Origin of the sequence: Citrobacter sp. MGH103 (assembly GCF_001034475.2) — a bacterium.
Taxonomy (GTDB): domain Bacteria; phylum Pseudomonadota; class Gammaproteobacteria; order Enterobacterales; family Enterobacteriaceae; genus Citrobacter; species Citrobacter freundii.
Map to the genome: position 1 here is coordinate 4,171,644 of NZ_CP073043.1, position 20,412 is coordinate 4,192,055.

The following is a 20,412-nucleotide window of genomic DNA, read 5'->3' on the forward strand; positions in this document are numbered from 1 at the left end:
AATAAATTACCTTTTCTAAAGGGATGCGGTGGCATCAGGCGCATCCGGATCAAAGGTTGTGGCGGCGTTGCTTTCTACAATGGCGTTACACCTTCGGGACAAAAAGGAATCAACGATGCCCACTTCAAGCGAACTCGCGCTGCAACAGCGTTGCCAACAAATCGTGACCAGCCCGGTGCTCAGCCCTGAGCAGAAACGCCACTTTCTGGCGCTGGAAGCTGAAAACGCGCTGCCTTATCCGCAACTACCTGCACAGGCACGTCAGGCGCTGGATGATGGGGTAATCTGCGATATGTACGAAGGTCATGCCCCGTTCAAACCGCGCTACGTTTTACCCGATTACGCGCGTTTTCTGGCCAATGGTTCATCGTGGCTAGAGCTGGAAGGGGCAAAGGATCTTGATGACGCGTTATCCTTACTCACCATCCTGTACCACCACGTTCCGTCAGTGACGTCGATGCCGGTTTATCTCGGCCAGCTCGATGCTCTGCTGCAACCGTATGTTAGAATTCTAACACAAGAAGAGATCGATATTCGAATAAAACGTTTCTGGCGTTATCTCGACAGAACCCTGCCAGACGCGTTTATGCATGCCAATATCGGCCCCGCCGATACTCCAGTTACCCGTGCAATTTTACGCGCGGATGCAGAGTTAAAGCAGGTTTCGCCTAATCTGACTTTCATTTATGACCCGCAAATCACACCTGACGATCTGCTGCTCAGCGTGGCGAAAAATATCTGCGAGTGCAGTAAGCCACATATTTCCAACGGCCCTGAAAATGATAAAATTTTCACAAAAGGTCAGTATGGCGTCGTCAGCTGTTACAACTCTTTGCCGCTCGCCGGGGGTGGTAGCACGCTGGTCAGGCTTAATCTGAAAGCCATCGCAGAGCGCAGCGCCTCTGTCGATGACTTCTTTACGCGCACCCTACCGCACTATTGCCAACAGCAAATCGCCATCATTGATTCACGATGTGAATTCCTCTATGAAAAATCACATTTCTTTGAGAATAGCTTCCTCGTGCAGGAAGGGTTGATTGATCCCGAACGTTTTGTGCCTATGTTCGGCATGTATGGCCTGGCGGAGGCGGTGAATCTACTGTGCGATAAGGCGGGACAAAATGCGCGCTACGGAAAAGATGAGTTCGCCAATCAGCTTGGCTATCGCATCAGCGCCCAACTGGCGGAGTTTGTCGAAAGCACCCCAGTGAAATATGGCTGGAAGCAGCGCGCGATGCTGCATGCACAGTCGGGGATCAGTTCTGACATCGGCACCACGCCGGGTGCACGCCTGCCTTACGGCGATGAACCAGACCCGATTACTCATCTGCAAACCGTCGCGCCGCATCACGCGTTTTATCACGCGGGGATCAGCGACATTCTCACGCTGGATGAAACCATCAAGCGCAATCCTCAGGCGCTGGTGCAGCTGTGCCTCGGCGCATTTAAAGCCGGGATGCGTGAGTTTACCGCCAACGTGAGCGGCAACGATCTGGTTCGCGTTACCGGCTATATGGTGCGTCTGTCGGATCTGGAAAAATATCGCGCCGAAGGTTCTCGCACCAACACCACCTGGCTTGGCGAAGAAGCCGCGCGTAATACGCGCATTCTGGAACGACAACCTCGCGTGATTAGCCATGAACAGCAGATGCGCTTCGGTAAGTAAGATTATCCCTTTCTCCTGCGTCGACGGGCCGGGCAGTCGCCTGGCTCTGTTTCTGCAGGGATGTAATCTGCGCTGTAAAAATTGCCACAATCCGTGGACGATGGGACGCTGCAACGACTGCGGGGAGTGTGTGCTGCATTGCCCGCATGAGGCGCTGAGCCTGAGCGCGGGGAAAGTGTGGTGGCAGTCCGATTTGTGTCAGCAGTGTGACACCTGCCTTCATATGTGCCCCCAGCAGGCCACGCCGATGGCGCAGACCATGAGCGTTGATGAGGTGCTGCAGCATATTCGCAAGGCAGCACTGTTTATTGAGGGAATTACGGTCAGCGGCGGCGAAGCGACAACCCAGCTACCGTTTATTGTGGCGCTGTTTCGTGCGATCAAAACCGATCCGCAACTGCAACACCTGACCTGTATGGTCGACAGCAATGGCATGCTGAACGAAACCGGCTGGCAGAAGCTGCTGCCGGTGTGCGACGGCGTAATGCTGGATTTAAAAGCCTGGGACAGCACGTGTCATCGTCAGTTGACCGGTCGCGATAACACGCTGATTAAACAAAGCATTACCTTTCTGTCCGGGCAAGGGAAACTTGCGGAACTGCGCCTGCTGGTTATCCCTGGTCAGGTGGATTATCTACAGCATATTGATGCGCTGGCGGCGTTTATCAGAGGTTCAGGTGACGTGCCGGTACGGCTGAATGCCTTTCATGCGCACGGGGTGTATGGCGAAGCGAAGGACTGGCCGAGCGCCACGCCGGAGGATGTGGAACACCTGGCGCAAAGATTGCGCGAACGCGGGGTGGATAATTTGATTTTTCCGGCGCTGTACCTGTGATATCCGGATGCGATGCAATAGCGCCGCATCCGGAATTCAAAAATCAAACAACGCCGTGGTATTACGATACAGCGCGTCAGCGATCACGTCCGCAGGTTCCGGGCGCAGTTCGCATAAGACGTCAAAGACTCTGACTACCTGCTCCGGGCGATTAGGCTGCCCCTGAAAGCCGTTGAGCGGCATATCCGGCGCGTCGGTTTCCAGCAACAGCGACTCCAGCGGCAGCTGCGCCATTACCTCGCGGGTTTTACTGGCACGCGGATAGGTAATGGTGCCGCCCACGCCAATTTTGTATCCCAGTTGCACAAAGCGTTCGGCCTGCTGCACGCTCCCGGAAAACCCATGCACCACGCCTGTTCGTGGCAAAGCATGGCGTTTAAGGTACATCGCCAGCTTGTCATGCGTGCGTCGCGAATGCAGGATCACCGGCAGTTCGTACCTCTTCGCCAGCTTAAGTTGCGCTTCCAGCACCCGCTCTTGCTTGTCGAATTGCGGATCGTCGCGATACAGATCCAATCCAATCTCACCTACCGCCACCAGCTTTTGTGGGCGCTTATCCAGCACCTGCTGCAACTGGTCCAGGCAGTCATCACTATGTTGTTCAATAACAATGGGATGTAAACCAAGCGCGGCAAATAATGGAGGATAATTTTCCGCTAACGCCAGTACACGGGAAAAATTCGCCGCCTGGGTGGCCGGAACGATAATGCTCTGTACACCAACCTCCGCCGCGCGCTGAATGCTGGCAGGTTCATCGCCGGTAAACGGCGGGAAATCAAAGTGACAGTGCGTATCGATAAAACGATAACTCACGCCAAATCCTCATTATTAAACGTTGTATCGTTGGCCTGAGGCGCATTGGCCACCACCGGCGCGTGGGCATCGTTGGCCACCGGCGCGGGAGGAACCACCACCGGTCCCGGCACCACAATCTTCGGCGTCTGACGAGGCAGCGGCACGTTTTTCCCCAGCAGTTTGCCGACGGTAGCGAGGAAGTAACGACCGCACAGACGTCCGGTTTTGTAGTCTTCCCGCAAGGCCGGAATACGGCTTCCCAACGCCATGCTGTGGAGCGGTTTGGGAGGGTAGATCTCAAAGATACGCAGCTTGCCCGGCGGTTTCTCAATAAAGCTCTGAATCGCGCGATAGGTGGCCTCATGGTGCTGCACCAGATTCAACAGTGGTTGCAGGCTGCTTTCGCCCAGCCAGCGTTCCATACGCTTGAACCACTGCGGGGTGTAATACATTTGCGAAGGCACAGTGCGGATAACCACCAGCGTTTTCGCCCCCTGCTTCGCTGCTTCCTGCACGGGAATGGCGTCGCTGACGCCACCATCCAGGTAATTCACACCGTCCAGCACAACCCCTGTGCGGTAGAACCCGGGAATCGCGCTGGAGGCACGAATAAGATCGAGCCAGTTTTGCCGGTTCGGCGAAAAATAGCCCGGCGTGTAGTCATCACCCCGACAGGCGCACATATAAAACGCTTTCCCCGCGGCAACAAGCGCTCAGCGTTGTCCATCGCCAGCGGCATTTGGGACGAGGTCGAATCCACCAGCCAGTCGAGATCGATTAAGTTTCCCCCGCGCACAAAGCGCACCGGGTCAAAAAACTCACGTCGGGTAGTGTAACGCATGATGACTTTACGACCGTAACCGGGCTGGTTACAGAGATAAGCTGAAAGGTTTTGCGCACCAGCGGACGTCCCGTAGAAGAGATCAAAGGGATTGAACTGCGCGCGCATGAATTCATCCAGTACGCCTGCGGTGAAGATGCCTCTTTGTCCCCCGCCCTCGCACACCAGCGCCATACTGCCTGGTTGAAACGGACGTAACGATAACGGCGCGATATTACCGAGCGTGACGGGTATTCTCTGCCCCACCTCTGCCTTCCTGTTGTTTTTGTAATAGGACAACAAAGTAACGCAAATTGCCTGCAGCTAAAACCGTAAAAGCCAGTCCGCTGGACTGGCTCAGTAGCAAGTTATCTTTACGGTTTACGTACTAGGGTCGTTTACGCCCGGTAAACAGGCTGACCAGAAACAGAATGATACCCACCACAAAAACAATTTTCGCTGCGCCTGCAGCGGTACCCGCCAGTCCACCAAAACCCAGTGCAGCGGCAATTAACGCGATAACCAGAAATATGATGCCCCATCGAAACATATGCTTCTCCTTTACCATAGTTAATTTCACCGCTTGATATGAGCGCTCAGGCTACCCATCGGCGATATTTTCAGTGTGGTGCACAATACGCCTCCCGACAAACGTCAGGAGGGCGAATTAAGTCTAATTAGTGAGTTTTGAGATCGTTTTTGACGCTTTTCACGCCATCAATCGCTTTGGCGATGCTCTCAGCGCGATCGCTTTGAGCTTGTGAATCGACAGAGCCTGAAAGTTGCACAACGCCATCGGTGGTCTCAACTTTCACCTTGCGTGAAGGGACAATATCATCGGCCAGCAGCTTGGCTTTTACTTCACTGGTGATTGCCGTATCGCCCGCATAGCCTTTAACGGAGGTTTCTTTACTATCACGCACGTGCAGTTTGTCGCTAACGGAGGTCACACCCTCAACGCCTTTCGCCACTTTCACCGCTTCTTCAGCCTGCGCCTGGCTTTCAACAAAGCCGCTTAGCGTTACTACTTTCTGATCGGTCTTGACGGAAATATCGGTGCTCTTAATGCTATCGTGGTCCACCAGCGCGGCTTTTACTTTCGCGGTGATGGTGCTGTCATCCATGAAATTACCGACTTTGTTCATAGAGCTATCGACTTTCTGCCCCGCACTTTCGACGCCGGATTGCGCTTTATCCATCGTGGCGTTTTCTGCATAAGCAGAACCCGTTGCAACAGCGGAGGTCAGCATCACGGCCAGCAGCGTTTTAGAAATCTTAAGTCCTGTCATTGTCATCGATGTATTCCTGTATGTTTTGCTAAAAGCCAGGCTCTGCCGTTACACGGCCTGAACCAGCAACTAATTTTGTAAGTGGAATAAATATCAGCAATAGAAGCTGCAACAGGCAGCCTAAAAAGCATTAAACGCCGATATTTATGTCATCACATTGTTAAATATAGTTCAGGATTTCGTGATCGCTGCCCGAATTGACTAAAAAACAGGCAAACAAAAGAAAAACGCGAGGTTTTAAGAACATTCCGCAAGGGATTTAAAAGACAGGAAAAGTTGCAGGGCACGGCGGATACCGTGCCCTGGAAGGTCGATTAGTGTTCGCGTGTTTTACGGAACTGAACGTCCGGGTAACGTTCCTGGGTGAGATTCAGGTTAACCATGGTTGGCGCGATATAGGTGAGGTTATCGCCGCCATCCAGCGCCAGCTGAATTTCGTTCTTACGCTTAAATTCTTCGAATTTCTTCACGTCAGAACATTCTACCCAGCGCGCAGTCGCCACGTTGACGGATTCATAAATCGCTTCAACGTTGTACTCGCTCTTCAGACGTGAAACCACCACGTCAAACTGCAGCACACCCACCGCACCTACGATCAGATCGTTGTTGGCGATCGGACGGAATACCTGCACTGCACCCTCTTCTGATAGCTGAACCAGCCCTTTCAGCAGCTGTTTCTGCTTCAATGGATCCTTCAGGCGAATACGACGGAACAGCTCCGGCGCGAAGTTCGGAATACCGGTGAACTTCATCATTTCGCCCTGGGTAAAGGTATCGCCGATCTGGATAGTGCCGTGGTTATGCAGGCCGAGAATATCGCCCGGATACGCTTCTTCCACATGAGAACGGTCACCGGCCATAAAGGTGAGTGCGTCGGAGATCACCACGTCTTTACCAATGCGCACCTGGCGCATTTTCATGCCTTTCTCATACTTGCCGGATACCACACGCATGAACGCCACACGGTCACGGTGTTTCGGGTCCATGTTGGCCTGAATTTTAAACACGAAACCGGTGAACTTCTCTTCTGAGGCTTCGACGACGCGGGTGTCGGTTTTACGCGGCATCGGCGCAGGCGCCCACTCCACTAAGCCATCCAGCATATGGTCAACGCCGAAGTTACCCAACGCGGTACCGAAGAAGACCGGGGTGATTTCGCCCGCAAGGAACAACTCATGGTCGAACTCGTTGGACGCGCCCTGCACCAGCTCAAGCTCGTCGCGCAGCTGCTGCGCCAGGTCTTCACCCACGGCAGTATCAAGTTCCGGGTTGTTAAGACCTTTAACAACACGCACTTCCTGAATGGTGTGGCCTTTACCGGTCTGATACAGGTAAGTTTCATCTTTATAAAGGTGATAGACACCTTTGAACAACTTACCGCAGCCAATCGGCCAGGTGATCGGCGCACAGCCGATTTTCAGTTCGTTCTCAACTTCATCCAGCAGCTCCATCGGATCGCGGATGTCACGGTCGAGTTTGTTCATAAAGGTCAGGATCGGCGTATCGCGCAGACGGGTAACTTCCATCAGCTTACGGGTACGATCTTCAACGCCTTTTGCTGCATCGATAACCATCAGGCAGCAGTCCACCGCCGTCAGAGTACGATAGGTATCTTCGGAGAAGTCTTCGTGCCCCGGGGTGTCCAGCAGGTTCACCAGGCAGTCATGATACGGAAACTGCATCACAGAGGTGGTAATGGAGATACCACGTTGCTTTTCCATTTCCATCCAGTCAGATTTTGCATGCTGGCTGGAGCCACGGCCTTTTACCGTACCGGCGGTCTGAATGGCCTGTCCGAATAACAGTACCTTTTCAGTAATTGTCGTTTTACCGGCATCCGGGTGAGAAATAATGGCAAAAGTGCGGCGTTTGGCCACCTCTTGCAAATAAGGAGACAACGTCATAGTCAAATCTTCTTAGGTAAGCACGGCAACGGGCCGGGCAAGTTGAATACGAAAAATTGCGGCTATTTTACCCATCAACGGGGGGGAGGCAATCAGTGTTTACACAGGAGCTGCTCCAGTTCGCTTAATGACGCTACGGTCCAGGTCGGCTGAATGCCCGCTGGCTGCTCGCGGTGGTGCGTATTTAGCCAGCAGGTGGATAGCCCGGCGTTAATGCCGCCAAGAATATCGGACTCTGCGGTGTCACCCACCATTAGCACGCGAGAACGGTCAGGATTGCCCGCCTGCTCCAGCGCATGGTCAAAAATACGGGAATCAGGTTTTGCCACCCCAACCTGCTCAGAAATCACCAGCAGGTCGAAATAATCGCGCAGCCCCGTCCGCTCAAGGCGGATTTGCTGCAACGCGGTAAAGCCGTTAGTAATGATGCCGATTTTCGCTTTATCACGAATCGCATTGAGCAGAGAAACCGCCCCCGGCAACGGCGAGCAGATCTCCGCCATCGCATTGATGAATGCATCATTAAGCTGGCCCGGTTCAACCTTCAGGCGTTCGGCCCAGCTCTGAAAACGGGCATGCTGAAGTTGTAATGAGGTAATCGCGCCGTTTTGATAATCCACCCACAGCGGTTTATTCACGGCCTGGTAGTCCTGAAAATCTTCAGCGGTAAAGGTAATGCTATAGTCGAGAAACATCCGCTGTAAGCCGGTAAACGAGTCAAATGTAAACAGCGTTTCGTCGGCATCAAAGAAAATCCAGTCCCACTTCTTCATCATTACACCTTGTCTTACATGCTGATTGGCAACGCCATGATGATGGCGTCTTCGTGACCATCGGCCGTTGGATAATAATTGCGACGGATCGTCGCCTCGTTAAAGCCTAAGCTTTCGTACAACGCGATAGCGGCCGCATTCGAGGCGCGCACTTCAAGCCACAGCGTCAAAATGCCACGCTTTTCCAGCTCATCGATCAAATACTCCAACAGCTCACGCCCCAGCCCACGACGCTGAAAGTCAGGATCGACGGCAATATTGAACAGCGTAGCTTCATCCAGCACGACCTGCGTAATCGCAAAAGCCGCCATCACGTCATCCACTCTCAACTGAAAATTGAGGTAGCGATCGCCCTGGTTGCTGGCAAATGTTTTTTCACTCCACGGAAAAGCGTGGGCGCGTTTTTCAATATGAAATGCTGCGGGTAAATCAGTCGGTTCGAGGGAAGAAATCGTGTTCATATGCGCAGATTTGTTGCCATAACGCGGCGCGTGCCGCTGGGTTTTCCCGTAATTCATTAAACGCAGGACTCTCGACCTGAGCGCCCTCCAGCAGCAGCGGCTCTTCGGTTCCCAGCCGCCAGCTATTACAGCGACTGCCTTGCGGCAGCATGGCGACACGGTCAGGCGTCAGTTGTAAAACCTGATCCGGGCTGACGGTTAATGCGCGTAAAATATCGCTCATCAATGGTTCGGTTAGCGCGGGTAACTGTGCAGCAACCATCACCAAACGGACATGCGCAGGAATGGAAATCGCGATCTCGCCCTGCAGTGCGCCAGGACGACGCAACGACCACTGCGTAATGCCCAGTTGCTGTAACTGCCAGTCTCGTCGGGATGTCATAGCGAAACACTCCTGTCTATCAGGGGCGCAAATATAGCAAATTTGTCGAATCCGTGCCATCAAACAACTATAATCCCCCGCTGTACAATTTAAGGAGCATTCCATGTCTGCTTTTACCCCGGCAAGTGAAGTCTTGCTGCGCCACAGTGATGATTTCGAACAAAGCCGTATTCTGTTTGCCGGTGATTTGCAGGATGACCTGCCTGCCCATTTTGAAAGTGCCGCCAGCCGAGCGCACACTCAGCAACTTCACCACTGGCAGGTGCTTAACCGCCAGATGGGCGACAACGTCCGCTTCAGCCTCGTCGCGCAGGCCGATGACGTTGCCGATAGCGATACGCTGATCTACTACTGGCCAAAGAATAAGCCAGAAGCCCAGTTCCAGTTGATGAACATTCTGTCGCTGTTACCGGTTGGCACCGATATTTTTGTTGTCGGTGAGAATCGCAGCGGCGTACGTAGCGCAGAGCAGATGCTGGCCGAATACGCACCGTTAAACAAAGTCGACAGCGCACGTCGCTGTGGCCTGTACCACGGTCGTCTGGAAAAACAGCCGGTCTTTGATGCAGAAAAATACTGGGATGAATACCAGACAGAAAATCTGACCATCAAAACGCTGCCGGGCGTCTTCAGCCGTGACGGCCTGGATGTTGGCAGCCAACTGCTGCTCTCCACGCTGACGCCGCACACCAAAGGCAAAGTGCTGGATGTCGGCTGTGGCGCAGGCGTTCTCTCCGTCGCCTTAGCCAGCCACTCGCCGAAAGTGCGCTTAACCCTGTGCGATGTTAGCGCCGCCGCCGTTGAAGCCAGCCGTGCAACGCTTGCAGCCAATGGCATTGAAGGTGACGTCATCGCCAGTAACGTCTTTTCTGACGTAACGGGCCGATTTGATATGATCATCTCCAACCCACCGTTCCACGATGGAATGCAGACCAGCCTTGATGCCGCGCAAACGCTGATTCGCGGCGCCGTGCGTCATCTGAACAGTGGCGGTGAACTGCGTATCGTGGCAAACGCCTTCCTGCCTTATCCGAAGGTTCTGGATGAAGTGTTTGGCTTCCACGAAGTTATCGCGCAGACCGGGCGCTTCAAGGTCTATCGCACCATCATGACGCGCCAGGCGAAAAAAGCCTAACCGCTGCAGGCCAGATAAGGCGTTTACGCCGCCATCCGGCGTGACATCGAGCAACGCCGGATGGCGCTATCGCTTATCCGGCCTGCATAAAACGCCAAAGCCGAAGAAACGCCTTTTTTTTCGGCAATCACGTTAAGTTCGATAATTAACAGTTGACGCCCTGCATAAAATCTCTAGAATTCGCCTCCGTGGTAACGATACTTTTTGAGTGTCGATGGTATGCGAAGGTGGCGGAATTGGTAGACGCGCTAGCTTCAGGTGTTAGTGTCCTTTCGGACGTGGGGGTTCAAGTCCCCCCCCTCGCACCATAATCCACGTTGATATTGCTCGCACTGTGCGAAGGTGGCGGAATTGGTAGACGCGCTAGCTTCAGGTGTTAGTGTCCTTAGGATGTGGGGGTTCGAGTCCCCCCCCTCGCACCAACGAGGCGATATCAAAAAAATAAGATGACTGTGCGAAGGTGGCGGAATTGGTAGACGCGCTAGCTTCAGGTGTTAGTGTCCTTAGGATGTGGGGGTTCGAGTCCCCCCCCTCGCACCAATTATCTTATTTCCCTCTCGATTTCCTTCCCTAGTTTTGTTCATCCCTGATTCCAGTTCATCATTACCAGAACAATGCCACCTATCAGCGCCGCGCATGAAGGTAACAAAACAAAGTGCCGTAAACGCTTGTGGTACAACATGAGCGAAGTCAGTAGTAATCCTAATACAATCATCACCTTCCATACGTAGACCGACAGGTCGCTATATGCCATCCCGGCAATCAGCATTCCCGGCAGCAAAACACCCCATCCACTGCCCAGCGTACGTTGCAACATGATTCCACCTATGACATTGATAATGATAACCAATATCATATGATAAAATTTCTCATTTGTCAGCCGTGAAGCACTATCAATTATATGAGTTTTACTTAACGATTGATGACATGAATAATCCAAGGTGATAAATTGCTCACCGGTTAGCTCTTCAACTAAAAACAATAAAAACCTCTGCGAATGATACCCCGTTCGTTATTTGTTTTATTTACCAACACACCTTCGTACATTGCAGATAACTAACAATATTTACCTATGACAGTACAATCCTGGCGAACTCTGCGCACCAAAAAATACCAACTCTCTTTACGACTGTTTCTGCTGCTCAACGCAGTCTCCGCGCTGTTTACGCTTTTTTTCCCACTGTTTGCGGTCAAAGCCTTATCAGTATCGGCGTTGCTGATACTGGTGATGAGTACACTGCTGCTGGTATGGCATGGGAAATACGCAGATAAAAGAATTAATCTCCCTTTTATTTCAATCGTTTTTGGCTTGTTATGGGCGTTACACATATTATTGAAATATAATGCTTTAGGTCAGAATGATTATTATTTCCTGTTAATAGCGCTTCTCAGCGTACTGTTTATTGGCTCTATCGCTTTTGCCAATAATATCATCGCGTTTACGCTCCACTCACTCCCCTCCGTCGCCGTTTGTTTATGGCTTAACGGCAGCGAGCATGGTTTGCGGATTTTCTATTTTATGGCGCTGCCTATGGCCGGTATCGCCATCCAGCATGTGATACAAAAGCGCTACGATGGATTCGCTCAGCAGCTGATGTACAAACTGCTGGAAGAACGAGAAACCCTGAACGGGCTCAGCATGCTCGACCCGCTAACCGGTTTGTATAATCGCCGGGGGCTGCAACACCGGCTCGATACGCTGTTGGCCCTAAGTAATTCGAGACACTTCGTTCTGCTGCTGGATATCGACCATTTCAAATCCTATAACGATCATTACGGACATATGATGGGCGACCAGGCGTTGATCCGTGTTTCTGCCGCCATCCGAGACTCCGTCCGCTCCAGGGATGTGGTGGCGCGTTTTGGCGGTGAAGAGTTTATGATTTTGCTGACCGCGGTCGATCCACAGCAGGCCCAGGCAGCCGCCGAACGTATCCGCCAGAAAGTGTACGACCTTAAAATCCCTCACATGTTTAATGAGAGCGTGGCAACCAACGTAACCGTCAGTATCGGCATTGCACCTCTGGTCGAACAGGATATTGATGCTGCTATTGCCAAAGCGGATAAAGCCCTTTACGAGGCGAAGAATCTTGGGCGTAACAATACTCTGGCCAGCGATGAGCTACGGGTAAACTGCCCTTCTACCTGAGTTTTCTGTGCGGTGCCACCCGAGATGGCGACAAAGATCTTGCTATCGCTTAACACCAATTATAGGATTAGCAATCATTATCATTAAGATTAACATCCTTATATCGACATGGCTTATCGTTCCGCACCGATCGTTGAAGATGTCATCTGGCGTAGCCATCTCCCCTCAGAGATGCCCTCGCTGGCTGCTGCCGTACGCGCAACGATAGCCAAAACTCGCGAGCACTTGCTGGACTTCATTCGTCTTGACGAAACGCCTGTGCCAGGTGCAATGACGCTGCATGAATGGACGCAACCGACGACGCTAAGTTCATTGCTCGCTATTTATTCAGATCATATCTATCGCAACCAGCCCACGCTGCCCCGCGAAAATAAGCCCCTGATATCTCTTTGGGCGCAATGGTATATCGGTCTGATGATGCCTCCGTTAATGGTGGCCCTGCTGACGCAAAAGGAGGCTATAGACGTCTCTCCTGAACACATGCACGTAGAATTCCACGAAACGGGCCGAGCAGCCTGCTTCTGGCTCGATGTCCATCAGGATCATCTGGCTACAGCCCTGTCTCCTCAACAACGCATGGAAACGCTGATTATCTCAGCGCTAACGCCGGTTGTGCAGGCGCTGGAAGCGACGGGTGAGATCAACGCAAAGCTTATCTGGAGCAACACCGGATACTTAATTCACTGGTATTTAACGGAAATGAAGCCGTTGTTAGGTGAAGAACTGCTGACCACGCTGCGCCAGACCTGCTTTTTTGAGAAACAACTTTCCTGCGGTCAGGATAATCCTTTATGGCGTACCGTTGTTCCGCGTGAAGGGCTGTTAGTGCGCAGAACCTGCTGCCAACGCTATCGCCTGCCTGACGTTCAGCAATGCGGAGACTGCACGCTGAAGTAAGCGAGGAGCCGTAGCCCCTCGCCAGATATTTATGCAACCTGCTGGTTTTCCTCTTCCATACGCTGCGCTTCTTCTTTTTCCTGCGCTAATAACTGCTTTTCGTAGACCTTAAAGAACGGGAAGTAGATAACGGCCGATACCAGCGCCAACAGCACCACCAGGATAGCCGCACGATAATCCCAACCTAACGCCCATGCGGCGCCAACCGGTGCCGGGGCCGTCCATGGAACCACTGAAATTACCCGCCCAATTAAATCCAGTTTCATCGCCGCCCACGCCAGTACCGCATTCACCATCGGAGCCAGCAGGAAGGGGATAAAAAACACCGGGTTCATGACAATCGGCGTACCGAATATCACCGGTTCGTTAATATTAAAAATGCTGGGGACCACGCTCAGACGCCCAATCGAGCGTAGATGAGCGGAACGACTCCGCAGATAGCAAATCACCAACCCCATCGTCGCGCCGGAACCACCAACCACAATGAAGAATGTCCAGAACGCTTCCATAAAGATATGCGGCAACGGCGCACCCTGCGCCAGCGCCGACTGGTTCATCCCGAGATTGGTGAGCCAGAACATTTGCAGCATTCCCGACACAATAGCCGCGCCGTGAATACCGGCAAACCACAGCAGATGGCCGATCAATACCGCCAGCAGGATCGCTGGGAGAGAATCTGCAGCCGACACCAGTGGTTTGAAAATAGCCATAATGGCCTGCGGGATCAGCATGTCAAACTGCGACTGTATCACCAGGCTTAGCGGGTACAACGTTAGCACCACCACCAGCACCGGGATCAGCAGATCGAAAGAGTTTTTGATCATCGGCGGCACCTGATCGGGTAAACGGATGCCAATGTTGTGCGCCTTCAGGAAGCGCATCATTTCAACGCAGTAAATGGCTACCAGGATGGCGGTGAAAATCCCCGTTCCTCCCAGACTATCAACCGGCATCGTGCCTTTGGTTTTTGGCGCGGCAATCAGCAAAAAAGCCATGATTGATAGCATCGCACACATAAACGGATCTAACTGATGCGACTTCACATAGTGCTTGCCCAGGTTATAAGCAATAGCCGCACATATGTAGACCGACATGATCCCCATCGTCATATCAAACGGTGTGAGGATTTGGCCTTCAAACTGTTTTGCCAAATCCAGCCACGCACGGGCGAATCCCCAGGTGGTATCCGGAGAAAATGGCGGATAGGCAAAAACCAGCAGAAAAGAGCCTACAATCATAAAAGGCATCGCCGAAATAAAACCGTCACGAATAGCCATGACATGACGTTGTGAAGAGATGCGCCCGGCAACAGGGCTAACATAGTTTTCAACAAAGCGGAAAATCACGTTAAACACAGCATGGTTAGTAGACATAGCCGTTCTCCCGTTGTGCAAAATCCTGCAACCGTGTTGGCATCAACACCACCACGTAAAGCCCATTACCACTTTTCGCAACCGTGCCGGGAGGAACACCAGCACTACCGCTATTCGAGTTAAGTTTCATAGATGGCTCTTATTATGTGATACAGAGGAAGTGACAACTTCAGTATTAATCGTCATTTCAGCATTCTGCAACCGGTTACTGTAACCGGTTTCTTTGATTGTGAAGACGATCGAAAAACTGCTAATGTTGCTATGTTGTTACAATAAAATATTTACAGTGCGGTTGCCCCTATGACAAATTACATCCTGCATGTTTTCTGCTGTGCAGGGTTATCTGTAAGCGATAGGGAGAGAAGAATGAGTTTGCAATCAGTACGTCAATTCCTGGCGCAACATGCACCAGATATTGAGATTATCGAATTAGATCAGAGCACAGCAACCGTTGATCTGGCAGCAAAAGCCCATAACGTTGAACCTGGTCAGATAGCGAAAACACTTTCGCTAAAGGTGAAGAACGACATCATCCTGGTCGTGGCAAAAGGTGATGCCCGACTGGATAATAAAAAGCTAAAGAGTACGTTCGGTGCCAAAGCCCGTATGTTGAGTAGTGATGAGGTCGTGAGCGCGACGGGGCATCCCGTTGGCGGCGTTTGCCCCTTCGGATTAGAAACACCGATTTCAGTGTACTGTGATGTTTCTCTGAAGCACTACGCTGAAGTGTTGCCTGCCGCAGGTGCCATCCACAGCGCTGTTCGCATTACGCCTGAGAGAATGGCTGAACTAACTTCTGCCACCTGGGTGGATGTCTGTCAGTAAGGTTATAATACGCCCCGTGCCGGTTGCTCACACCAGCACGTTACGATTAGCATTGCCGTTAAGAAACCGCCTGTAGAAATGGAGCGGGTTCACCTGCGCGCAGGTACAGCAGGATATCTGCCGCATCAAGCAGTCCGGCATCTGAGCTCACGCCCAGTTTAGACATCACATTAAATTTATGTGCCCGAATGGTTTTAATATTCCGCTCCAACTGAACGGCTATCTGCGGCATTGAATATCCATTCGACATAAAGCGCAGAATTTCTCGTTCTGTTGGACTGAGTATGCGGCTTTGATTAATATACCAATGGTTTTTCGTGCTTTCGGTTCCTCGGCTTGGGCTGCTTAACGCCGTAAATAAAGCGTCCTGTAGCACCGTTAACGAAGAAGCTTTACTCACAACGCCATCCAGCGGCAAGGGGGACAAGGAGCCAATTAAACGCGCTTCAGCGTCATCATCGGCAATCACCACACGGCGAATCCGTGGAAAATTTATCGCCAGTTCCGTTAAATAGGCCAACCCAGCTCTGCGATCGCTTCTGATTGCAGAGAGAGAAAAAATAACTGCCGAAAACGACATCTTTAACATTGCCTGACTAAAAGTGGGCTGGCTAGAAAAGAGATGAAGTTTATATTGGTCATCTGGCATGGTATTAAATAAACTATTAATACCTACACTGCTCATTGTACACTTTTCTACCAGTGCAACGTTTCTTTTGATGATTCTGCTTTCCATTCCGTGGTTTCTCCATAAACTGAAGGTAAATTAAGTTCTCGCGATCCTTGAGAACTATTTATCCAGGCATACATTTCTGCATTGCTATTTATCGACAAACGACGCATAGCGCTATTCTTTTGGGCACTGATTGTTTTATTGCTTTTCTTCAGCAACATCGCAATCTGATTAATTCCCCAGCCTTTCCCAAGGAGGCGCAGCACTTTCCTTTCAGAGAGAGTGAGGACTATTGAGCGCGCGCTATGATCTAACAATTGCGGCATGGCAGGTGGAGAAAGTAGTGTCTTACTTATTCTTTCTGCTCGCGCATTTCCTGCGTGAATGACGCTCACTAAACTTTCTATCGGCTCTGCATCAGAGAGTAGCGAACTGACAGGACACATCAGTAGCTCAATAGCCAAAGGATAAAAAATACGAGAGACGAGAAAGACCCAGTGAATATCACGGTATTGAGATAATAAAGAATAATATTGTTCGCAGACTGAACGAGGATAATTGCAGTCTCCAGTTAAATCAGCAATCACCAAATCAGCGTACCGTAGTTGTAATAATGTTAGCTCTTCAACAGAACGACAGTATGTGAGTTCGTAATCGGCAAACTGCGCCTGTATTATACCTTTAAGCCCGGTCTGTATAATCGGTGATTTACTAATAATAATTGCGTTTTTGCAGCGTCCTTGCAACATATCCCCTCCACACTCACCAGTCCGTAATCGTACTTAATTCAGTTTTCCCGAATAAATTAATAGCCATTAATTCACGAGAAAATACTCCGAACAATAAACGGGGTGAATTGCTTATCCTTGGCGTTTATTAAAATAAAAGTATTGGCACTACAATCCAGATAAAGCCAAACTGTCAAGCTATTATTACATGATTACGCATAAATACGTTATTTGTAAAATTAAAATAACTACAATAGGTCGTTAGCATGGCTTATGTATTTGCCATCCGGATAAATAACGCTACATTACAGTCATGCGCCCTCTCATACCTCGGCGGGTGGGGAGTGTTAATATGCCATAACCGTATCGTCGGTGTCTTTTTTCGACACAAAGATTGATCTTAGCCAGAGCCAGCGGGCTCATGCTTCATGATAAAAGTAAACATTCGTCACTCAAAGAGATCCTTTTCAGTCAGAGCGAACCATGCAAACAGAGCAGTCGTCACAGCGAACGGTTACACGGTTATGTATTCAATGCGGTCTTTTTTTACTTCAGCATGGGGCAGAAAGCGCGCTGGTTGACGAGCTTTCCACCCGCCTCGGGCTGGCGCTTGGCATGGATAGTGTAGAAAGCGCTATCTCCTCTAACGCTATCGTCCTGACCACCATTAAAGACGGGCAATGCCTGACATCAACGCGAAAAAATCAAGATCGCGGCATTAATATGCACGTCGTGACAGAAGTGCAGCACATTGTCATTTTGGCGGAACATAAACTGCTGGATGTTAAAGGCGTAGAGAAACGCTTTAGCCAGATTAAACCACTGCGCTATCCAAGATGGCTGGTCGCCCTGATGGTCGGTTTATCCTGCGCCTGTTTTTGTAAACTCAATAACGGCGGGTGGGATGGTGCGGTGATCACCTTTTTCGCCAGCATGGTGGCGATGTATATCCGCCAGATACTGGCATCCCGGCATTTGCATCCGCAAATCAATTTTTGCATCACCGCCTTTGTGGCGACCACCATTTCAGGCTTGCTGCTGACGTTGCCGACTTTTAGTAATACTCCGACTATCGCTATGGCCGCCAGCGTGCTACTGCTGGTTCCGGGTTTTCCGTTGATCAACTCCGTCGCGGATATGTTTAAGGGACACATTAATACCGGACTCGCTCGCTGGGCTATTGCCAGTCTGCTTACGTTGGCGACCTGTATTGGCGTGATCGTGTCGATGACCTTATGGGGGCTGCGCGGATGGGCGTGATCGATTTCATACTGGCGCTGATGCAGGATATGATCCTGTCGGCGATCCCAGCGCTTGGCTTTGCCATGGTATTCAATGTCCCCCATCGGGCGCTCCCATGGTGCGCATTACTCGGTGCACTCGGTCACGGCTCACGAATGGTGATGATGACCGCAGGGTTTAATATTGAATGGTCAACATTTATGGCGTCGCTGCTGGTCGGCTGCATTGGGATCCAGTGGTCGCGCTGGTATCTGGCGCATCCGAAAGTCTTCACCGTCGCGGCAGTGATCCCTATGTTTCCGGGGATCTCCGCCTACACAGCCATGATCTCAGCGGTAAAAATCGGCCATTTTGGTTACAGCGAAGTGCTGATGATTACCCTGCTGACCAACTTCCTGAAAGCCTCATCGATTGTCGGTGCGCTCTCCATCGGTCTGTCCGTGCCAGGATTATGGCTGTATCGCAAACGTCCACGCGTTTGACGGTACACTTTCTTTAATGCCGTGCAGAGAGGGGAATCTCCCCTCACCTGCTGCTCTCCTTCTTCTCTGTGTTACTATAAAAGCAGTCCCCTTCTCGGTTGTTGTTCAGTATTGAGAAACATTATGCCCTGCAAAATTTTGACGCCAGACGTCACGAGCATTGACGCCTTACTACACGATCACCACGCTGTGCTGGCCAAGTCTGCGGGTGGCGCCGTAGCCGTATTCGCTAACAATGCACCAGCGTTTTACGCGGTGACGCCTGCGAGACTGGCTGAGCTGTTGGCGCTTGAGGAGAAACTGTCACGCCCGGGAAGCGATGTGACATTGGATGATCAATTTTATGAAGAGCCGCAAACCGCTCCCGTTGCCGTGCCAATGGGGAAATTTGCGATGTACGCTGCCTGGCAGCCTGATGCCGATTTTCAGCGTCAGGCCGCTTTATGGGGCGTAGCGTTGCGAGAGCCGGTTACTGCTGAAGAACTGGCCTCATTTGTTGCCTACTGGCAGGCTGAAGGCAAAGTCTTTCACCATATTCAGTGGCAGCAAAAACTGGCGCGCAGCATTCAGATTGGACGGGCCAGCAATGGCGGAATGCCAAAGCGCGATGTGAACAGCGTCAGTGAACCTGACAGCCACATTCCACCGGGTTTTAGAGGATAACGATGAAAAACGTTGGTGACCTGATGAAACGTCTGCAAAAAATGATGCCACCTAATGTCGAGCCCGCCTTTAAAACGGGCGAGGAGCTGCTGGCATGGCAAAAAGAGCAAGGTGAAATTCGTGCCGCAGCGCTGGCCCGCGAAAACCGGGCCATGAAAATGCAGCGCACATTCAACCGTTCCGGTATCCGTCCGCTGCATCAGAACTGTTCGTTCGAAAACTATCGGGTTGAGTGCGAAGGTCAGATGAACGCCCTGAGCAAAGCCCGCCAATACGTTGAAGAGTTTGACGGCAACATCGCCAGCTTTATCTTCTCCGGCAAACCCGGCACCGGCAAAAACCATCTGGCCGCCGCCATCTGCAACGAACTGCTATTGCGCGGCAAGTCGGTACTGATCATTACCGTGGCCGATATCATGTCGGCGATGAAAGAGACGTTCAGCAATCGTGAAACCAGCGAAGAACAGCTGCTCAACGATCTGAGCAATGTGGATCTGCTGGTGATCGACGAGATCGGCATGCAGACCGAATCCCGCTATGAAAAAGTGATTATTAATCAGATTGTCGATCGCCGTTCATCCTCAAAACGTCCGACCGGCATGTTAACTAACAGCAATATGGATGAAATGAACAAGCTGCTGGGCGAGCGCGTGATGGATCGTATGCGCCTTGGCAACAGCCTGTGGGTCATTTTTAACTGGGAAAGCTACCGTAGTCGGGTCACCGGTAAAGAGTATTAACGTATTAGGACCACTCCTAAGACTGCCAGCGCTATACTGCGCTGAAAAGGCATAACACGAGTTGCATATAATGATGAAAACTACCAAACGTCTGCTGTGCTGTGCGCTTGCCGCCAGCACGCTCATCTCCACCAGCGTTTTCGCTGCCTCCTGGCAGGACTCGCTCTCCAGCGCGGCCAGTGAGCTGAGCAAACAAAGCTCCGGCTCGCAAAGCAGCTCGTCGCTCTCTTCCCTGACCAGCCTGCTGAATGGCAGTAATCAGTCGTTGACCTCCAGCAGCATGAATAACGCCGCCGGGATCCTGGAATATTGCGCGAAACAGAAGCTGGCCTCGGTCACCGACACGCAAAACGTCAAAAACCAGGTGCTGGATAAACTGGGGCTCAGTGCTCCTGAGCAGAAGCAAGACACCAACTATATGGACGGGATTCAGGGTCTGCTCAACGCCAAAGATGGTCAACAGCTGGACCTGAACACGATTGGCAACAGCTCGCTGGCGAAGCAGGTTAAAACCAAGGCCTGCGATCTGGTGTTAAAACAGGGCATGAACTTCATTTCCTGACGCACGACATGCCGCGTA

23 protein-coding genes, 3 tRNA genes and 1 pseudogene are annotated in these 20,412 nt (G+C 51.5%); 14 read left to right on the forward strand and 13 right to left on the reverse strand.

The genetic code is table 11. The annotated features are described in order from the left end of the window. The first annotated feature begins 115 nt into the window (after window positions 1–115). Both SK33_RS20140 and SK33_RS20145 read left to right on the forward strand, forming a co-directional pair. Window positions 116–1,666 (forward strand): YjjI family glycine radical enzyme, encoded by a 1,551-nt coding sequence (locus SK33_RS20140; RefSeq protein ID WP_003019044.1) that lies wholly within the window; start codon window positions 116–118, stop codon window positions 1,664–1,666. After that, on the forward strand, window positions 1,638–2,501 hold the full coding sequence (locus tag SK33_RS20145; protein ID WP_048219763.1) for a YjjW family glycine radical enzyme activase: 864 nt from the start codon (window positions 1,638–1,640) through the stop codon (window positions 2,499–2,501). The genes SK33_RS20140 and SK33_RS20145 overlap by 29 nt, the downstream gene beginning before the upstream one ends. 36 nt (window positions 2,502–2,537) lie before the next feature. Here the strand turns inward: SK33_RS20145 and SK33_RS20150 are convergent, their stop codons facing one another. From SK33_RS20150 to holD, 8 genes and pseudogenes are all read right to left on the reverse strand, one after another. Then, window positions 2,538–3,314 carry a metal-dependent hydrolase gene (locus SK33_RS20150; RefSeq protein ID WP_003019050.1) on the reverse strand — a complete coding sequence of 259 codons (777 nt, stop codon included), beginning with the start codon at window positions 3,312–3,314 and terminating at the stop codon, window positions 2,538–2,540. Next, a pseudogene (locus SK33_RS20155) lies at window positions 3,311–4,383 on the reverse strand (patatin-like phospholipase family protein). The gene SK33_RS20150 and the pseudogene SK33_RS20155 overlap by 4 nt, the downstream one beginning before the upstream one ends. Before the next feature lie 121 nt (window positions 4,384–4,504). Beyond that, on the reverse strand, window positions 4,505–4,666 hold the full coding sequence (locus tag SK33_RS20160; protein WP_003019081.1) for a DUF1328 domain-containing protein: 162 nt from the start codon (window positions 4,664–4,666) through the stop codon (window positions 4,505–4,507). 127 nt (window positions 4,667–4,793) lie between these two features. After that, a complete protein-coding gene (gene osmY, locus SK33_RS20165) occupies window positions 4,794–5,411 on the reverse strand; it encodes a molecular chaperone OsmY (RefSeq protein ID WP_048216855.1) in 618 nt (205 codons plus the stop codon). Window positions 5,412–5,719: 308 nt separating this feature from the next. Continuing rightward, window positions 5,720–7,309, reverse strand: coding sequence for a peptide chain release factor 3 (gene prfC / locus SK33_RS20170; RefSeq protein WP_003019086.1), 1,590 nt, complete (start codon window positions 7,307–7,309; stop codon window positions 5,720–5,722). Between the two features lie 92 nt (window positions 7,310–7,401). Continuing rightward, on the reverse strand, window positions 7,402–8,082 hold the full coding sequence (gene yjjG, locus SK33_RS20175) for a pyrimidine 5'-nucleotidase (protein WP_003019088.1): 681 nt from the start codon (window positions 8,080–8,082) through the stop codon (window positions 7,402–7,404). 14 nt (window positions 8,083–8,096) lie between these two features. Continuing rightward, window positions 8,097–8,543 (reverse strand): ribosomal protein S18-alanine N-acetyltransferase, encoded by a 447-nt coding sequence (gene rimI / locus SK33_RS20180; RefSeq protein WP_048219765.1) that lies wholly within the window; start codon window positions 8,541–8,543, stop codon window positions 8,097–8,099. Next, entirely contained in the window at window positions 8,512–8,925 is a 414-nt protein-coding gene (holD, locus tag SK33_RS20185) for a DNA polymerase III subunit psi (RefSeq protein ID WP_003837254.1), read from the reverse strand. Before holD ends, rimI begins: the two co-directional genes overlap by 32 nt. A gap of 103 nt (window positions 8,926–9,028) precedes the next feature. On the opposite strand from holD, the gene rsmC reads away from it, so the two are divergent. The 4 genes from rsmC (at window position 9,029) to SK33_RS20205 (ending at window position 10,600) form a co-directional block, all read left to right on the forward strand. After that, window positions 9,029–10,060 (forward strand): 16S rRNA (guanine(1207)-N(2))-methyltransferase RsmC, encoded by a 1,032-nt coding sequence (rsmC, locus tag SK33_RS20190; protein WP_003829990.1) that lies wholly within the window; start codon window positions 9,029–9,031, stop codon window positions 10,058–10,060. A gap of 221 nt (window positions 10,061–10,281) precedes the next feature. Next, window positions 10,282–10,368, forward strand: a tRNA-Leu gene (locus SK33_RS20195). Between the two features lie 28 nt (window positions 10,369–10,396). Continuing rightward, window positions 10,397–10,482, forward strand: a tRNA-Leu gene (locus SK33_RS20200). Between the two features lie 32 nt (window positions 10,483–10,514). Beyond that, window positions 10,515–10,600: transfer RNA gene (locus SK33_RS20205), tRNA-Leu, on the forward strand. 40 nt (window positions 10,601–10,640) lie between these two features. On the opposite strand, the gene SK33_RS20210 is transcribed toward SK33_RS20205, so the two are convergent. Continuing rightward, complete coding sequence (locus tag SK33_RS20210; RefSeq protein ID WP_003019100.1) at window positions 10,641–10,877, reverse strand: DUF1435 domain-containing protein; 237 nt, start codon at window positions 10,875–10,877, stop codon at window positions 10,641–10,643. Window positions 10,878–11,132: 255 nt separating this feature from the next. Between SK33_RS20210 and SK33_RS20215 the strand changes: the two genes are divergently transcribed. Continuing rightward, window positions 11,133–12,209: a GGDEF domain-containing protein gene (locus SK33_RS20215; RefSeq protein WP_048219767.1), complete on the forward strand. Its 1,077-nt coding sequence runs from the start codon at window positions 11,133–11,135 to the stop codon at window positions 12,207–12,209. A gap of 108 nt (window positions 12,210–12,317) precedes the next feature. After that, a complete protein-coding gene (gene fhuF, locus SK33_RS20220; protein ID WP_048219768.1) occupies window positions 12,318–13,106 on the forward strand; it encodes a siderophore-iron reductase FhuF in 789 nt (262 codons plus the stop codon). Window positions 13,107–13,135: 29 nt separating this feature from the next. Here the strand turns inward: fhuF and SK33_RS20225 are convergent, their stop codons facing one another. Further along, a complete protein-coding gene (locus SK33_RS20225) occupies window positions 13,136–14,479 on the reverse strand; it encodes a PTS cellobiose transporter subunit IIC (RefSeq protein ID WP_003829998.1) in 1,344 nt (447 codons plus the stop codon). Then, the gene (locus tag SK33_RS20230) at window positions 14,469–14,609 is read right to left on the reverse strand and encodes a hypothetical protein (RefSeq protein ID WP_008322136.1); all 141 of its coding nucleotides are present in this window, start codon (window positions 14,607–14,609) and stop codon (window positions 14,469–14,471) included. Before SK33_RS20230 ends, SK33_RS20225 begins: the two co-directional genes overlap by 11 nt. Window positions 14,610–14,845: 236 nt before the next feature. Between SK33_RS20230 and SK33_RS20235 the strand changes: the two genes are divergently transcribed. Continuing rightward, window positions 14,846–15,304: a YbaK/EbsC family protein gene (locus tag SK33_RS20235; RefSeq protein WP_003019114.1), complete on the forward strand. Its 459-nt coding sequence runs from the start codon at window positions 14,846–14,848 to the stop codon at window positions 15,302–15,304. 58 nt (window positions 15,305–15,362) lie between these two features. Here the strand turns inward: SK33_RS20235 and bglJ are convergent, their stop codons facing one another. Both bglJ and SK33_RS20245 read right to left on the reverse strand, forming a co-directional pair. Then, on the reverse strand, window positions 15,363–16,040 hold the full coding sequence (bglJ, locus tag SK33_RS20240) for a DNA-binding transcriptional activator BglJ (protein ID WP_048219770.1): 678 nt from the start codon (window positions 16,038–16,040) through the stop codon (window positions 15,363–15,365). Continuing rightward, complete coding sequence (locus tag SK33_RS20245; RefSeq protein ID WP_003019119.1) at window positions 16,001–16,726, reverse strand: helix-turn-helix transcriptional regulator; 726 nt, start codon at window positions 16,724–16,726, stop codon at window positions 16,001–16,003. Before SK33_RS20245 ends, bglJ begins: the two co-directional genes overlap by 40 nt. Before the next feature lie 462 nt (window positions 16,727–17,188). Between SK33_RS20245 and SK33_RS20250 the strand changes: the two genes are divergently transcribed. The 5 genes from SK33_RS20250 (at window position 17,189) to SK33_RS20270 (ending at window position 20,394) form a co-directional block, all read left to right on the forward strand. Further along, entirely contained in the window at window positions 17,189–17,965 is a 777-nt protein-coding gene (locus SK33_RS20250; protein ID WP_003019122.1) for a threonine/serine ThrE exporter family protein, read from the forward strand. Beyond that, entirely contained in the window at window positions 17,956–18,429 is a 474-nt protein-coding gene (locus SK33_RS20255) for a threonine/serine exporter (RefSeq protein ID WP_003019127.1), read from the forward strand. Before SK33_RS20250 ends, SK33_RS20255 begins: the two co-directional genes overlap by 10 nt. Window positions 18,430–18,552: 123 nt before the next feature. Continuing rightward, window positions 18,553–19,092 (forward strand): primosomal protein DnaT, encoded by a 540-nt coding sequence (gene dnaT / locus SK33_RS20260; protein WP_003019130.1) that lies wholly within the window; start codon window positions 18,553–18,555, stop codon window positions 19,090–19,092. A gap of 2 nt (window positions 19,093–19,094) precedes the next feature. Next, the gene (dnaC, locus tag SK33_RS20265; RefSeq protein WP_003019133.1) at window positions 19,095–19,832 is read left to right on the forward strand and encodes a DNA replication protein DnaC; all 738 of its coding nucleotides are present in this window, start codon (window positions 19,095–19,097) and stop codon (window positions 19,830–19,832) included. Between the two features lie 70 nt (window positions 19,833–19,902). Further along, window positions 19,903–20,394, forward strand: coding sequence for a DUF2501 domain-containing protein (locus tag SK33_RS20270; RefSeq protein ID WP_003830016.1), 492 nt, complete (start codon window positions 19,903–19,905; stop codon window positions 20,392–20,394). Window positions 20,395–20,412: the final 18 nt, after the last annotated feature.